Source organism: Pseudomonas fluorescens (genome assembly GCF_018614775.1).
Lineage (GTDB): Bacteria > Pseudomonadota > Gammaproteobacteria > Pseudomonadales > Pseudomonadaceae > Aquipseudomonas > Aquipseudomonas fluorescens_BY.
Window position 1 is genome coordinate 63424 of record NZ_JAGGOF010000040.1, and the last position, 15697, is coordinate 79120.

Annotated in this window: 11 protein-coding genes; 8 read left to right on the forward strand and 3 right to left on the reverse strand. The window is 64.1% G+C overall.

Features of this window, described 5'->3' with window-relative positions; translation table 11 throughout:
- The 3 genes from sctW to J7E36_RS11240 are packed head-to-tail and all read right to left on the reverse strand — an operon-like array spanning position 1 to position 3454.
- Complete coding sequence (sctW, locus tag J7E36_RS11230; RefSeq protein ID WP_215002789.1) at positions 1–1101, reverse strand: type III secretion system gatekeeper subunit SctW; 1101 nt, start codon at positions 1099–1101, stop codon at positions 1–3.
- Entirely contained in the window at positions 1098–2720 is a 1623-nt protein-coding gene (sctC, locus tag J7E36_RS11235) for a type III secretion system outer membrane ring subunit SctC (RefSeq protein WP_215002791.1), read from the reverse strand. The genes sctW and sctC overlap by 4 nt, the downstream gene beginning before the upstream one ends.
- A complete protein-coding gene (locus J7E36_RS11240) occupies positions 2717–3454 on the reverse strand; it encodes a helix-turn-helix domain-containing protein (RefSeq protein WP_215002794.1) in 738 nt (245 codons plus the stop codon). Before J7E36_RS11240 ends, sctC begins: the two co-directional genes overlap by 4 nt.
- Before the next feature lie 219 nt (positions 3455–3673).
- On the opposite strand from J7E36_RS11240, the gene J7E36_RS11245 reads away from it, so the two are divergent.
- From J7E36_RS11245 to cobA, 8 genes are all read left to right on the forward strand, one after another.
- Positions 3674–4885, forward strand: a complete 1212-nt coding sequence (locus tag J7E36_RS11245) for a CmpA/NrtA family ABC transporter substrate-binding protein (protein WP_215002796.1) — start codon at positions 3674–3676, stop codon at positions 4883–4885.
- A gap of 14 nt (positions 4886–4899) precedes the next feature.
- A complete protein-coding gene (locus J7E36_RS11250; RefSeq protein ID WP_047737436.1) occupies positions 4900–5475 on the forward strand; it encodes an ANTAR domain-containing response regulator in 576 nt (191 codons plus the stop codon).
- Positions 5476–5965: 490 nt separating this feature from the next.
- Complete coding sequence (locus J7E36_RS11255) at positions 5966–7177, forward strand: nitrate/nitrite transporter (protein ID WP_215002798.1); 1212 nt, start codon at positions 5966–5968, stop codon at positions 7175–7177.
- A 9-nt stretch (positions 7178–7186) separates the two neighbouring features.
- Positions 7187–8857, forward strand: coding sequence for a bifunctional protein-serine/threonine kinase/phosphatase (locus tag J7E36_RS11260; protein WP_215002800.1), 1671 nt, complete (start codon positions 7187–7189; stop codon positions 8855–8857).
- Positions 8858–9370: 513 nt separating this feature from the next.
- The gene (nirB, locus tag J7E36_RS11265) at positions 9371–11824 is read left to right on the forward strand and encodes a nitrite reductase large subunit NirB (protein WP_215002802.1); all 2454 of its coding nucleotides are present in this window, start codon (positions 9371–9373) and stop codon (positions 11822–11824) included.
- Entirely contained in the window at positions 11821–12138 is a 318-nt protein-coding gene (gene nirD, locus J7E36_RS11270) for a nitrite reductase small subunit NirD (protein WP_215002804.1), read from the forward strand. Before nirB ends, nirD begins: the two co-directional genes overlap by 4 nt.
- Positions 12138–14855, forward strand: coding sequence for a nitrate reductase (locus J7E36_RS11275; RefSeq protein WP_215002806.1), 2718 nt, complete (start codon positions 12138–12140; stop codon positions 14853–14855). The genes nirD and J7E36_RS11275 overlap by 1 nt, the downstream gene beginning before the upstream one ends.
- A gap of 10 nt (positions 14856–14865) precedes the next feature.
- Positions 14866–15621, forward strand: coding sequence for a uroporphyrinogen-III C-methyltransferase (gene cobA / locus J7E36_RS11280; protein ID WP_215002808.1), 756 nt, complete (start codon positions 14866–14868; stop codon positions 15619–15621).
- Positions 15622–15697 lie beyond the last annotated feature (76 nt).

Genomic DNA, 15697 nt, shown 5'->3' on the forward strand with positions numbered 1-15697 from the left:
TCACCGGCAACCACCGGCGCGTCGCTGTTCGATGCACTCATGGACATAGGCGATGTCGGCCAGGCGGGTGAACTGTTCCGCCAGGCGCTGCAGCGCCTCTTCATCGGCAAACAATTGCAGCGGCAATTGCAGGCTGAGGCGGCGCACGGTCTGCAACACGCTTGAACGCTCACGGTGGGAACTGAGCAGCACGCCCTCGCCCAACGCACCGAGCAACAGTTGGTCGAGGTCATCGGGGTAAGTCAACACGCCGAACAGGAACACCAGCCAGTCGGCCTCGTCGGGGTTGTGCCGGCAGATGAGTGCATCGCCAAGCAGCGCGCCAATGAACCGGACATCGGCTGAGCGCAGGTGCTTGAGGTCGGTCACCCGGCCCAGCAACTGCCCGAACTCCGGGTGCGAGCAACTGGGGTCCTGGGCGCTGATGTCGGTGAGCAGCGCGGCTTCGATGAAGGCCAACACGTTCATGCGCTGTGCCGGGCCGTACAGGGCAATCCAGTCCTGGTAACAACTGAGCGGGCCGTCGTCGGACTCGAGAAAATCCCGGTAGGTTTCGCGCAGCAGGCCGGCGCGCACGGCCATGCTCGCGGCGAACATCCGCGCCTTGAGCGCGGCGTTGATCCCGGCGTTCAGGCGCCTGGGCGAAGCCTGGGCCACTGCCGTTTGCAAAAGCGTTTCGAGCCGCTGGCGGCTGGCTGTTTCCAGGTTCCGCCGGCGCAGCAACGCCCGCAGCACCAGGGCCAGGTCGCTGTCATCGGGGAACAACTGGCGCGCCATCTCCAGTAGCCAGGCAACTGGTTTGTCCGCCAGCCGCGCCAGGCTCAGCACTTGTCGCGCCTTGGGCACGGTGTCGTCTTCCAGCACGCGCTCGAAGGTGTCGGTCGGCGCGTCGGACTTGAGTTCAAACAACCGTCGCCCCCGAAATTGGGTCAGCGCCGCCGACAGCTCGTCGCTGATCTGCACGACGCGCTGCGCCACCGCTGCCGTGGTGCTGTCGTCCGAGTTCACCTCGGCCTGCGGTTGCGGCTGCTCGGCGGCCTTCTCGGCATTCAGGCGCGCCTGGGCGGCTCGCCCCCCCGTGGAAATCGGCGGCAGGATCATGGGGCTGACATTCGAAAATAGGAACGACGCAGCCGCTCGTGCTGCTGCGGGGTCAACAGCGGACCGCCCTCCTCGATCGCGACCGATTCGAGGGCCTCGCGGATCTCCTGGGGCTGGATCAGGAACACCCGCACCGTGTTAGCCGACCGGTCCTGGCGATAGCTGAACAAGCGGCCGAGCCACGGGATCGAGCCCAGCACCGGAACCCGGCCGATCTGCTCACCGTGGTCATCACGGGTGAAACCGCCCACCAGCAGGCTCTTGCCCTGGGGCACCCGCGCCACGGTGCTGATGCGGGTACGGCCGACTGTCGGCAACGCGCCCTGGCCGGGACTCTCGACTTCGTTGCCGTCTTCGATGTTGAGCGACATTTCGATCTCGTCGGCCTGGGCGAAGCGTGGCAATACACTGACGAGGGTGCCGTAGGTCACGTGTTGCAGGTCGACGCTGCGCTCCCCGACCAGCGGCGCGTAGAAGGTGCGGTTGTTGTCGAAGATCGCCGGCACGTTTTCCTGGGTCAGGATCACCGGGCGCGACACGACATTGGCCCGCTGGGTACGCTCCAGCGCCAACACCCGGGTGACGAACGATGCACCGTCGAGGGTCGTCGCCGAGCCGGCATTGAGCGAAGCGCTGAAGGTGCCGCCGGACTTCAACGCGCCTTGCCAGTTGATGCCAAGCTGATTGAGTTCATCCTTGTGCAGGTCGATGATCCACAGCGACAGCTCGACGTGGCGTTTCGGCGTGTCCAGCGCATTCACCAGGTTCTCGATAAAACGCACCTGCTCCGGCAAGCCCTTGACCAACAGGCTGTTGGTGTCCGGGTAGGCCACCACCCGGATGTTCCCGGCAGCCACCTCACGCGCGAGAATCCGCGGCGCCGTCGGGTCGTGCTCCGAGGGGGTGTTCGCCAGGCCTTGCAGGGGAAACGCCGGCATCGCGCCACGCGAGCGCTGCGGGGAGGCCTGGGCCACCGACGGCTCGACTTCATGCTGTTCGCCGCGCAACAACGCTTCGATCACGGTGGCCAGCCCTGGAATCGTCACCTTGTCGTCGCGCAGCTCGTATTTGCGGTCGCTGACAAAGGTGTTGCGCACTTGGATCACGCCGATCTGCTGCTTGCCCAGCAGCAACTCCGAGCGTTGGTTATCCATCAACTGCGCCGCCTGCAACACCAGGTCGACATAGATCGGTGGGCCGGACACATGAAAGGTGCGCAGCCCGTCGTGGCGTAGCGGATAGCGTGCATCATGCAGCCCGGCCTGCTTGAGAAACCCCAGCAGTTTGACGACCGTCAGGGTCTGCAACGAAGCCATCGAGCTTTTGATTTCCGAGGCGTCATACAGGTAGATCGCCTGGCCGTCGCTGTACCAGATCAGGCCCATCTGCGTACTGATGCGCTCGAACGTCTGTTGCGGCGTGCGCAAATCGAAGGTCCCGCCAATCCGCTTGGCCGCCGCCACCTTGCTGACAATGACCGGCCTGCCCAGCGGGCCGGACAACTCGCTGAAAAACGTCCGGGCGCTTTGTTCGCGGGCTTCGAAACTGTAGACGTCAGCCTGGACGGCGAAAGGTCCGAGCCACAATAGAAGGGATAGCGATAGCAGGCGTCGGCTCATCGACTGACGTGCCGCAAGTCGGTGATATCGGCCAGGCTGCTGGGCGCGAAACCCACCAGCTCGCGGACTTCCTTGGAGAAATGCGAAGAAGAGGCAAAGCCGAACGCCAGCGCCACGTCGGTCAGCGAACTGTCGCCCAGACTCATGTCCAACAGCGCCTGGGCCGTGCGCCAGCCGCGCAAGGCTGGCTTGGCCGCGCTGCCCAGGGCCTGCCGGCAGAGCCGGCGAAAATGCGAGACCGATACGCCGTAACGCTGGGCCAGGGTGTTGAGCTTTTCGCTGCGCGTGCCTTGCTCCAACAGGAAACGCACCAGCCCGTAGCTCTCGTGCCGGCGCAACAGGTTGGCCACGGCGTGATAAGCCGGGGCGCCACTCAGCGCCTGCTCGATGTACCAACGTTCGAACCGATCCTGGGCGCAGATGACGTCATCGGCGACCGGCAGCAGGGCCCACGGTGCAGCATCCGCCGTGTGTGCGGCGAAGGCAGCGCTCATGTCAACGAATGCCTGCACCTTCACCAGTGGCGCTGCGCAAACAGGCCGCACGTGCAGCTCGCCACCGGTGTATTGCAACGGCTCGTTCAGCACCATCAGCCCTTGCCATCCGTTCGTCAGGCAGCGGGTACGCCGCGCAGTAACAGCGCTCAGTTCAACCGTGCCCCGGGCAACCCGCAGGTGCAGTAACCGCTCGTGCGAAGCGGCCAACGCCGTGGCGTGAATGGGTTTGTGCTGCACACCGGTCTCCTTTGCAACATGGCGGTGGAAGGACCGACAGGATGAAAGGCACGGCTGCCTGAATCTTGATGGAAAGGTGATGAGCAGGGGCTGGCATATGCCTTGCACCCTTTTCGTTCATCGGTGCCCATGCCTGCGACGCATGGGTGCCACGGTTTCAAGGTCAAGGGCGCCGTCATCCGGCCGGGTACGGCGCCTTTATGTGGAAGGTAATGCGCGATGAATGAAGTTCCAGCCAACGCCCTGGCCTGGGTCAACGGCAGCGATGCCCCGGAAAAGAGCGCGGTCAATCTCGGTTTCATGGCCTTGAGTGACTGCGCCCCCCTGGTGGTGGCCGCCACCCAGGGCTTCGCCCAACCCTACGGCCTGAGCCTGAACCTCAAGCGCCAGACTTCCTGGGCGAACCTGCGGGACAAGCTGGTCAGTGGTGAGATCGATGCCGCGCACAGTTTGTACGGCCTGATCTACGCAGTGCACCTGGGCATTGGTGGCGTCGCCGCGACCGACATGGCGGTGCTGATGGGCCTGAATCAGAACGGCCAGAGCATCAACCTGTCCCACGGCTTGCAGGCCCAGGGCGTGACCACTCCTGAGGCACTGGAACAGCACGTGCACCAATCTCGCCCGAAACTGACCTTTGCCCAGACCTTCCCCACCGGCACCCATGCCATGTGGCTTTATTACTGGCTCGCCGCCCAGGGCATCCATCCCTTGTCGGATGTCGACAGCGTGGTGGTGCCGCCGCCGCAAATGATCGCGCACTTGCAGGCCGGGCGTATCGATGGCTTTTGTGTCGGCGAGCCTTGGTGCGCCAGCGCGGTGAAGCAGAACCTGGGCTTCACCCTGGCGACCACCCAGACCATCTGGCCCGATCACCCGGAAAAAGTCCTCGGCTGCACCCGCGCGTTTGTCGAGCAGTACCCCAATACCGCCCGGGCGCTGGTGATGGCCATTCTTGAAGCCAGTCGCTTCATCGAGCAAAGCAGCGAGAACCGCCGCAGCACCGCGCAACTGTTGAGCGCGCCCGAATACCTCGACGCACCGCTGGACTGCATCGAACCGCGGTTGCTGGGGATCTACGCGGATGGCCTGGGCAACAGTTGGCAGGACCCCCACGCCATGCGCTTTCATGGCAACGGCGAGGTGAACCTGCCGTACCTGTCCGATGGCATGTGGTTCATGACCCAGTTCCGCCGCTGGGGCCTGCTGCGCGAAGACCCGGACTACCTGGGCGTGGCGCAGGACGTCCAGCAACTCAAGCTGTACCGTGAAGCCTGCGCGGCGCTGGACATTGCCTCGCCCCGGCAGGACATGCGCAGCAGCCTGCTGATCGACGGCACCACCTGGGATGGCTCGGATCCGGCCGGGTATGCCCGCAGCTTCAAACTGCACGCTTTGAGCGATGCGCCAGCCCTTTTCGCCAGCCGCTGACAGGAGCCTCGACTATGCTGCGTATCCTGCTGATCAACGACACCGCGAAAAAAGTCGGTCGCCTCAAGGCCGCCCTGATTGAAGCCGGCTTCGAGGTCATCGACGAATCCGGCCTGACCATCGACCTGCCGGCGCGCGTCGAAACGGTGCGTCCGGACGTGATCCTGATCGATACCGAGTCACCCGGGCGCGATGTGATGGAACAGGTGGTGCTGGTCAGCCGCGACCAGCCACGACCGATCGTCATGTTTACCGACGAGCACGACCCGGATGTCATGCGCCAGGCGATCAAGTCGGGCGTCAGCGCCTACATCGTCGAGGGCATCCACGCCGCGCGCCTGCAACCGATCCTCGACGTCGCCATGGCCCGCTTCGAAAGCGACCAGGCCCTGCGCGCCCAACTCCTGGCCCGCGACCAGCAATTGGCCGAACGCAAGCGCATCGAACTGGCCAAGGGCATGCTGATGAAGATGAAGGACTGCAACGAAGAACAGGCCTACACCCTGATGCGCCGCCAGGCCATGAGCCGCCAGCAGAAGCTGATCCAGGTGGCGGAACAGATCATTGCCATGAATGAGCTGCTGGGCTGAAAGCCAGGCGGCGCCGGGTCCGGCGCTATCGCGAGCAGGCTCGCTCCCACAGGGATTTGCGGGTGGACGCAGCACCTGTGAACACCCCCGGCCCACTGTGGGAGCGAGCCTGCTCGCGATGGCGGCCTCACATCCAACCCATCATCGACTGACCCACTGCTATCGCGAGCAAGCCCGCTCCCACAGGGTTTGCGGGTGGACGCAGCACCTGTGAACACCTCCGCCCCACTGTGGGAGCGAGCCTGCTCGCGATAGCCTCCCCTCGATTTCCACTGTTGGCACAAATCTCGCTTAAGCAACCCACAGGTAACCAACGGCGGTTGCCCCACCTACGACAAAGACGTCGCACACCCTTCTCGCCTCCTGGCGACTCGGGTTGCGGCGTTTTTTTGCTTTGGCCCCAACGTCCGGGGTCGGTGGGGGTCGCCGTCGCGGCGCACCACCTCGAAGCACTGACTCATTTTCGAGACTTTAACCGCTGAGGTGCGTGATGAATTCAAGCTTCTGGAAATCCGGCCACACCCCGACCCTGTTCGCGGCCTTCCTGTATTTCGACCTGAGTTTCATGGTCTGGTACCTGCTCGGTCCGCTGGCGGTGCAGATCTCCGCCGACCTGCACCTGACCACCCAGCAGCGCGGCCTGATGGTGGCGACACCGATCCTGGCCGGTGCCGTGTTGCGCCTGTTCATGGGCCTGCTGGCTGATCGGATTTCGCCCAAGTCCGCCGGCATGGTAGGCCAGGTGATCGTGATCAGCGCGCTGTTCTGCGCCTGGAAACTCGGCATCCACAGCTACGAACAGGCGCTGTTGCTCGGCCTGTTCCTGGGCATGGCCGGCGCGTCGTTCGCCGTGGCCCTGCCGCTGGCGTCCCAGTGGTACCCGCCGCAGCACCAGGGCAAGGCCATGGGCATCGCTGGTGCCGGTAACTCGGGCACCGTGCTGGCCGCGTTGATCGCGCCGATCATGGCCGCGGCCTTCGGCTGGACCAACGTGTTCGGCTTCGCCCTGATCCCCCTGATACTGACCCTGATCGCCTTCACCTGGCTGGCCAAGAACGCGCCCGAGCGGCCGAAAGCCAAATCCATGGCCGACTACCTCAAGGCCCTGGGCGACCGGGACAGCTGGTGGTTCATGTTCTTCTACAGCGTGACCTTCGGCGGCTTCATCGGCCTGGCCAGCGCCCTGCCCGGCTACTTCAACGACCAATATGGCCTGAGCCCCGTGACCGCCGGCTACTACACCGCCGCCTGCGTCTTCGGTGGCAGCCTGATGCGGCCGTTGGGCGGCGCCCTGGCAGACCGTTTCGGCGGCATCCGCACCTTGCTGGGCATGTACACCGTCGCGGCCGTCTGCATCGCCGCCGTGGGTTTCAACCTGCCGAGTTCCTATGCGGCCCTGGCCCTGTTCGTTTGCACCATGCTCGGTCTGGGTGCGGGTAACGGCGCGGTGTTCCAATTGGTGCCCCAACGCTTCCGCCGCGAAATCGGCGTCATGACCGGGCTGATCGGCATGGCCGGCGGCATCGGTGGCTTCGCCCTGGCGGCGGGCATGGGCGCGATCAAGCAGAGCACCGGCAGCTATCAACTGGCGCTGTGGTTGTTCGCCAGCCTCGGCGTCCTGGCCTGGTTCGGCCTGTACGGCGTCAAGCGTCGCTGGAGAACCACCTGGGGTTCGGCCGCTGTCACCGCTGCCCGGGTATAAACCCTCACCATGAGCTTGCAACTGAGTTTTGCCGAAGCCAGTGCCATCGGCCCACGGGAAGAAAACCAGGACGCCCTGCGCCTGGTCACCCCGGCCCCGGCGCTGGCCGCCAGCAAGGGTTATCTGTTCGCCATCGCCGACGGCGTGAGCCAATGCGCCGACGGCGGACTGGCGGCCCGTTCGACCTTGCAGGCGCTGGCCCTGGACTACTACGCCACGCCGCAAACCTGGGGCGTGGCCCAGGCGCTGGACCGCTTGCTGCTGGCGCAGAATCGCTGGCTGCAAGCCAACGGTGGCGGGCAACCGCTGCTCACCACCGTCAGCGCGCTGGTCCTGCGGGGTCGGCGCTTCACCCTGGCTCACGTTGGCGATTGCCGGGTCTATCGTTGGCATGCCGATCATCTGCAACGGGTCAGCGAGGATCACGTCTGGGAACAACAGGGTATGCAACACGTGCTCAAACGCGCCCTGGGCCTGGATCAGCACCTGATCCTGGACTTTCTCGACGGCGAACTGCGCCCCGACGAAACCTTCGTGCTGCTCAGCGACGGAGTCTGGGCGGTCCTGGGGGACACGGCCATCGCCGGCATCCTGCGCGACCAACCGGACCTCGACCGCGCGGCCCAGACCCTGGTCAATGCGGCGCACCTGGCCGGCAGCCAGGACAATGCCAGCGCCCTGCTGGTGCGGGTCGATGCGTTGGGCGAAGCGAGCATTGGCGACGCGCTGATCCAACTGCAGCAATGGCCCCTGCCGCCGGCGTTGAAACCGGGCCAGGCGTTCGAAGGCTGGCAGGTCGAAAGCCTGCTCGGCCAGAGCCAGCAGTCGTTGCTCTACCGGGTGCATGACGGCCAAGGCCAGCCATGGCTGCTGAAAACCCTGCCCGGCCATCTGCGGGACGACAGCCGCGCTGGCCAGGCGTTGCTGTCGGAAGAATGGTTTCTCAAGCGAGTCGCCGGGCGGCAGTTTCCCGAGGTGCACGGTGTTCCCCAGCGTCAGCATCTGTACTACGTGATGCGCGAATATCCGGGCATGACCCTGGCTGAGCTATTCGACCAAGACGGCCCGCTGCCACTGGCTCAATGGCTGGACCTGGCGCAACGGCTGGTGCGGGCGGTGGGGCTGTTGCACCGGCGGCAGATCTACCACCGCGACATCAAGCCGGAAAACCTGCATTTGGGGGACGACGGCGAAATGCGCCTGCTGGATTTCGGGCTGGCGTACTGCCCAGGCCTGTCCGAGGACCAAGCCAATGTGTTGCCGGGAACGCCTAGCTATATCGCTCCGGAGGCTTTCGGTGGCACTGCACCGACTGCGCAACAGGATTTATATGCCGTCGGCGTGACCTTGTATTTCCTGCTGACCGGGCATTATCCCTACGGCGAAATCGAAGCGTTCCAACGTCCGCGTTTTGGCGTGCCGGTCAGTGCCCATCGTTATCGGCCGGACCTGGCCGAATGGCTCGGCCAAAGCCTGGAGCGCGCCGTTGCGGCGAACCCGGACGAGCGCTTCGAAACCGCCGAGGAATGGCTGTTGCTGCTGGAACAGGGCGAGCGCCACAGCTTGAGCGTCCGGCCCCGGCCGCTGTTGGAGCGCGAGCCGCTGAAGGTCTGGCGGACGTTGGCGCTGGTGTCTCTGGTGATGAATATCGTGCTGCTGTTTCTGCTGTTTCACGGCTGAGATCCTGTGGGAGCGGGCTTGCTCGCGAAGGCGTCAGCACCTTCAGCATTGTTGTTGACTGACGCACCGCTTTCGCGAGCAAGCCCGCTCCCACAGGGATCTGCTGCGTACGCCTATCATGGGTACGACTGAGATCCATTGTGGGAGCGAGCCTGCTCGCGATGGCGGCCTGCCTGTCGCTGCACAGCTATCGGCCTCACGCGCCATTACCGTGCAACCCGCTTTCATTCGGTGCAATAAATCCCTCCGGCACTCCTTGAAATCGTCCCATCCTTCAATAAACCCGCACCTCCCAGCCACTTGGCACAACCACTGCATAACCCCTCTCAACAGACATAAAGCAACGCCTCCAACGATGAAGGCGGTGCCTCCCGAGAGAACGGGACCAGGACAAAGGCGTCCTCGCTAGATCACTAGCGGGACGCCTTTTTTTGTTTTCGTGAACATTGCCGAGCCAGTCCGATCGCCGTGATGAAACGTGACGAAACCGGTCTGGGCTTGCGGAGAACCCTGATGAAAAAACTCAAACTGGTGATGATCGGCAACGGCATGGCCGGGGTTCGAACCCTCGAAGAACTGCTCAAGCTGAGCAACGAGCTGTACGACATCACCGTGTTCGGCGCCGAACCCCACACCAACTACAACCGCATCCTGCTCTCGCCGGTGCTGGCGGGCGAGCAGACCTTCGAAGAGATCGTGCTCAACGACCTGAGCTGGTACCAAGACAACCACATCAATCTTCTGCTCAACCGCAAGGTGGTGGAGATCGACCGGGTCAAGCGCCGGGTCATTGCCGAAGACGGCACCGAAGCCGAGTACGATCGCCTGCTGATCGCCACCGGTTCCACACCGTTCATCCTGCCGATTCCCGGTCACACCCTCGACGGCGTGATCGGCTACCGCGACATCGCCGACACCCAGACAATGATCGAAACCGCCAAGACCCACAAACACGCCGTGGTGATCGGCGGTGGCCTGCTGGGCCTGGAGGCCGCCAACGGCCTGAAGCTGCGCGGCATGGACGTGACCGTGGTGCACCTCGGTGAATGGCTGCTGGAACGGCAACTGGACAAGACCAGCGGCCAACTGCTGCAAACCGCGCTGGAAGAGCGTGGCCTGAAATTCCGCCTCAGCGAACAGACCCAGGCCCTGCACGACGCTGGCAACGGCCGCGTCGGCTCGGTGCAGTTCAAGAACGGTGACATCATCCCCGCCGACCTGGTGGTGATGGCGGCCGGTATCCGCCCCAACACCGAACTGGCGGAAAAATCCGGCATTCCTTGCAGCCGCGGGATCCTGGTCAACGACACCCTGCAGACCTACGACCCGCGCATCTATGCGATCGGTGAATGCGCCAGCCACCGTGGAACCGCCTACGGCCTGGTGGCACCGCTGTTCGAGCAGGCCAAGGTCTGCGCCAACCACCTCGCGCAACTGGGGTTTGCCACCTACAAAGGCTCGGTGACTTCGACCAAGCTCAAGGTCACCGGCATCGACCTGTTCTCCGCCGGGGACTTCATGGGCGGCGAAGGCACCGAGACCATCACCCTGTCCGACCCGATCGGCGGCGTCTACAAGAAGCTGGTGATCAAGGATGACGTGCTGGTGGGCGCCTGCCTGTACGGCGACACGGCAGATGGCGGCTGGTATTTCCGCCAGATCCGTGAAAATGCCGCCATCAGTGAGATCCGCGATCACCTCATGTTCGGCGAAAACGCCTTGGGCGACGTCGGCCACCAGGGCCAGGACAAAGCCATGAGCATGGCCGACAGCGCTGAGGTCTGCGGTTGCAACGGCGTGTGCAAGGGCACCATCGTCAAGGCGATCCAGGAACATGGGCTGTTCAGCGTCGATGACGTGAAAAAACACACCAAGGCCGCCAGCTCCTGCGGCTCCTGCGCCGGCCTCGTCGAGCAGATCCTGATCAACACCGTGGGCGGCGCGGCTGACGTCAAACCAAAAAGCGAAAAAGCCATCTGCGGTTGCAGTGACCTCAACCATGGCCAGATCCGCCAGGCGATCCGCGACCAGCACCTGCTGACCATCGCCGGCACCATGAGCTACTTGAACTGGCGCACCCCGAACGGCTGCGCCAGCTGCCGCCCGGCGCTCAATTACTACCTGATCTCCACTTGGCCCGGCGAAGCGCAGGACGACCCGCAATCGCGGCTGATCAACGAGCGCGCCCACGCCAACATCCAGAAAGACGGCACCTACTCGGTCGTCCCACGGATGTGGGGTGGCGTGACGACGCCTTCGGAGCTGCGACGCATCGCCGACGTCGCCGACAAATACAGCGTGCCCATGGTCAAGGTCACGGGTGGGCAACGCATCGACTTGCTGGGCATCAAGAAGCAGGACCTGCCAGGGGTCTGGGCAGACCTCGACATGCCGTCCGGCCACGCCTACGGCAAGTCCATCCGAACTGTGAAAACCTGCGTGGGCAGCGAGTTCTGCCGCTTCGGCACACAGAACTCCACCCAACTGGGCATCGAGCTGGAGCACGACCTGTTCAACATGTGGTCGCCCCACAAGGTGAAGCTGGCCGTCTCCGGTTGCCCACGCAACTGTTCGGAAGCCGGCATCAAGGACGTCGGCATCATCGGTGTCGACTCCGGCTGGGAGATGTACATCGGCGGCAACGGCGGGATCAAGACCGAAGTCGCCGAGTTCTTCGTCAAGCTCAAGACCGCCGAAGAAGTCCGCGAATACAACGGTGCGTTCCTGCAGCTGTACCGCGAAGAAGCCTTCTACCTCGAACGCACCGTGCACTACATGCAGCGGGTCGGCATGGAGCACATCAAGAAAGCCGTGCTCGAAGACCCGGAACGCCGTAAAGCGCTGCATGAACGTCTGAAATTTTCCCTGGCCCTGGAACAGGACCCATGGAAACAGCGCCTGGAACAACCCCATCTGAAAAAAGAGTTCGAAGTCATCCCCGTGAAAAACCTGGAGGTGCCGGCATGAACTGGCTGGATATCTGCGCACTGGACGAGATCAACGCGCTGGGCTCACGGATCATCAATGGCCCGAAAGGCGATATCGCGATTTTTCGCACCAGCGACGATGAAGTGTTCGCCCTCGACGACCGCTGCCCGCACAAGGGTGGCCCGCTGTCCCAGGGCTTGATCTACGGCAAGCGCGTGGCCTGCCCGCTGCACAACTGGCAGATCGACCTGGAAAGCGGCCAGGCCCAGGCGCCGGACGTGGGTTGTGCCCACCATCATTCGGCACGGGTGGAAAACGGCCGGGTCCTGCTGGCGCTACGGGAAGCAAGCTGATGAACCGCCAAACCACTGCCTCGACCTGCTGTTATTGCGGGGTCGGTTGCGGCGTGCTGATCGAACATGACGACGAGCGCATTCTCGGCGTCAGCGGCGATCCCGCCCACCCGGCCAACGTCGGCAAACTGTGCAGCAAGGGCTCGACCCTGCACCTGACCGGCGACCTCGCCGCACGCGCCCTGTACCCCGAACTGCGCCTGGGCAAAGGCCTGGCCCGCGCCCGCAGCGACTGGGACAACGCCCTGGATCACGCCGCCAATGTGTTCGCCGACACCGTCGCCGAGCACGGCCCCGACAGCGTGGCGTTCTACATCTCCGGCCAGTTACTGACCGAGGATTACTACGCCTTCAACAAACTCGCCCGGGCGTTGGTCGGCACCAACAACATCGACAGCAATTCCCGGCTGTGCATGTCCTCCGCCGTGGTGGGCTACAAGCGCAGCCTTGGCGCCGACGCGCCGCCCTGCAACTATGAAGACCTGGAACTGAGCGACTGCGTGATGATCGTCGGCAGTAACATGGCCTACGCGCATCCGATTCTGTTTCGTCGCCTCGAAGAAGCCAAATCCCGCCGTCCACAGATGAAAATCATCGTCATCGACCCACGGCGCACCGACACCTGCGACCTGGCGGACCTGCACCTGGCGATCCTGCCGGGCACCGATGTCGCTTTGTTCCATGGGATTTTGCACCTGTTGCTGTGGGAAGACTGGATTGACCGCGACTTCATCAAGGCCCACACCGAAGGCCTGGCTGATCTGAAGAACCTGGTGCGCGACTACACCCCGGCCATGGTCGCCCAGTTGTGCGGCATCAGCGTCGAACAACTGCACCAATGCGCTGAATGGGTCGGTACCTCGCCGAGTTTCCTGTCGTTGTGGTGCATGGGCTTGAACCAGTCCACCGCCGGCAGCGCGAAGAACAGTGCACTGATCAACCTGCACCTGGCCACCGGGCAAATCGGCCGTCCGGGCGCGGGACCGTTTTCGTTGACCGGCCAGCCCAACGCCATGGGTGGACGGGAAACCGGCAGCCTGTCGAACCTGCTGCCGGGCCATCGTGAAGCCGCCAACCCGGAGCACCGCGCCGAAGTCGCCCGCTACTGGGGCGTCGAGCGATTGCCCGGCAACCCCGGCTTGAGCGCCATCGAACTGTTCGAGCAGGTGCGCAGCGGCAAGATCAAGGCCCTGTGGATCGCCTGCACCAACCCGGCTCAATCAATGCCGGACCAGACGGCAGTCCGGGAGGCCCTGCAAGCCTGCCCGTTCGTGGTGTTGCAGGAAGCGTTCAAGACCACCGAGACCGCCGCGTTTGCCGACCTGTTGCTGCCCGCAGCCAGTTGGGGCGAGAAAGAAGGTTCGGTGACCAACTCCGAACGGCGTATTTCCCACGTCCGCCGGGCGATCAGCGCACCGGGTGAAGCACGACCGGACTGGGCCATTACCGTGGATTTCGCCCAACGCCTGGAGAAGCGTCTGCGGCCGGGCCAGCCCAGCCTGTTCACCTTTACAACCCCGGCCCAGTTGTTCGACGAATACAAACAGCTGACCCGGGGTCGTGACCTCGACTTGTCCGGCCTAAGCCATGCCCTGATCGATCAACTCGGGCCTCAGCAATGGCCCTTCCCGGAGGGCGCCAAGGTCGGAACGGCGCGTCTGTACGTGGATGGGATCTTCCCGACCGACAACGGCCGCGCGCGGTTTGTCGCCGAAGCGTACCGCGCCGCCAAGGAACTGCGTGACGCACGCTACCCATTGACCCTGAACACCGGTCGCTTGCGCGACCAATGGCACGGCATGAGCCGCACCGGTACTGCCGCGCAACTGTTTGGTCACGTGAACGAAGCCGTCCTCAGCCTGCATCCCGACGAACTGCTGCGGTATCGCTTGCAGGCTGGCGACCTGGTCAGCCTGAAAAGCCGACGTGGCGCCGTGATCGTGGCCGTCGACAGCGACGAAAGCGTGCGTCCCGGCCAGGCATTCCTGCCGATGCACTGGGGCGACCGGTTCCTCAAGGGTGGGGTCAATACCCTGACCCAACCGGCCTTCGATCCGTTGTCGAAACAACCGGAACTCAAGCACAGCGGCGTGCGCCTGGAACCGGTGAACCTGCCCTGGCAGCTTTTCGCACTGATCGAGGGCGATGTTCAACAGCACCTGCAGACTTTGCGTCCGCTGTGCGAAGCGTTTGCCTACGTCAGCCTCAGCCTGACCGGCCGTGAACGTCCGGCGTTGCTGATTCGCGCTGCCAGTGCCACAGCGCCTGATCCCGAACTGCTGCAAGCGATCGACGAACAACTGGGGCTGATCGACGGGCCGGTGCTGGCTTATGACGACCCACGTCGGGCCATCGGCAAGCGGGTGCGGATCGAAAACGGCCGCATCACCGCCATCCGCCTGGCCGGCGAAACCCTGGCACGGCATTGGCTACAGAACCTGTGGCAGGAAGGACGTGCCGACGAGCAACTGCGCCGCTGGCTGCTGGCACCACTGAGTGCACCGCCAGGCAATGTCGGCGCGGCAGTCGGCGGCGGCAAAACCGTGTGCAACTGCTTGAACGTCAGCCAGCGTGCGATCTGCGCCGGCATTGAACGTGGCCTGGACTTGCAAGGGCTGAAACAGGAACTGGGCTGTGGCACGCAATGCGGGTCCTGCGTACCGGAAATCAAACGCCTGCTGGTTGCCACCGTGCAACCGATGGCCGCTGTCTCGTGAGGAAAACACTATGAACGCAAAAGTCTGGCTGGTGGGTGCAGGTCCCGGTGACCCTGAATTGCTGACCCTCAAAGCTGTGCGCGCCTTGGGCGAGGCCGACGTGGTGCTGATCGACGATCTGGTCAACGAGGCGGTGCTGGAGCACTGCCCCGACGCGCGCATCATCGCCGTGGGCAAGCGCGGCGGCTGCCGTTCCACGCCCCAGGCGTTTATCCATCGCCTGATGCTGCGCTATGCCCGCCAGGGCAAATGCGTGGTGCGCCTCAAGGGTGGCGACCCCTGCATCTTCGGCCGTGGCGGCGAAGAAGCGCAGTGGCTGCGCGAACATGGCGTGGACGTGGAGTTGGTCAATGGCATCACCGCCGGGCTTGCCGGAGCGACCCACTGTGATATTCCGCTGACCCTGCGCGGGGTTGCCCGGGGCGTGACACTGGTCACCGCTCACACCCAGGACGGCAGCAGCCTGAACTGGCAGGCCCTGGCGCAGAGCGGAACGACCCTGGTGGTGTACATGGGTGTGGCGAAACTGAGCGAGATCCGCGAACAACTGCTGGCCGGCGGCCTGGCGGCAGCGACCCCCGTGGCGATGATCGAAAACGCGTCCCTGCCCCATCAGCGAGACTGCCGCAGCGACCTGGCCTCGATGGAAGCCGACGCAGCCGCGTTCCAGCTCAAAAGCCCGGCGATCCTGGTGATTGGCGCAGTGGCCGGTGCGGCCGAACTGGAAAAATCCGCACCCGAATGGCTTCAGGCTTCAGCGCCGTAATCCGCACCTTGCCCCTGTGGGAGCGGGCTTGCTCGCGAAGGCGTCCTGGAACCGCGTACATATCCATTGCTGCGGT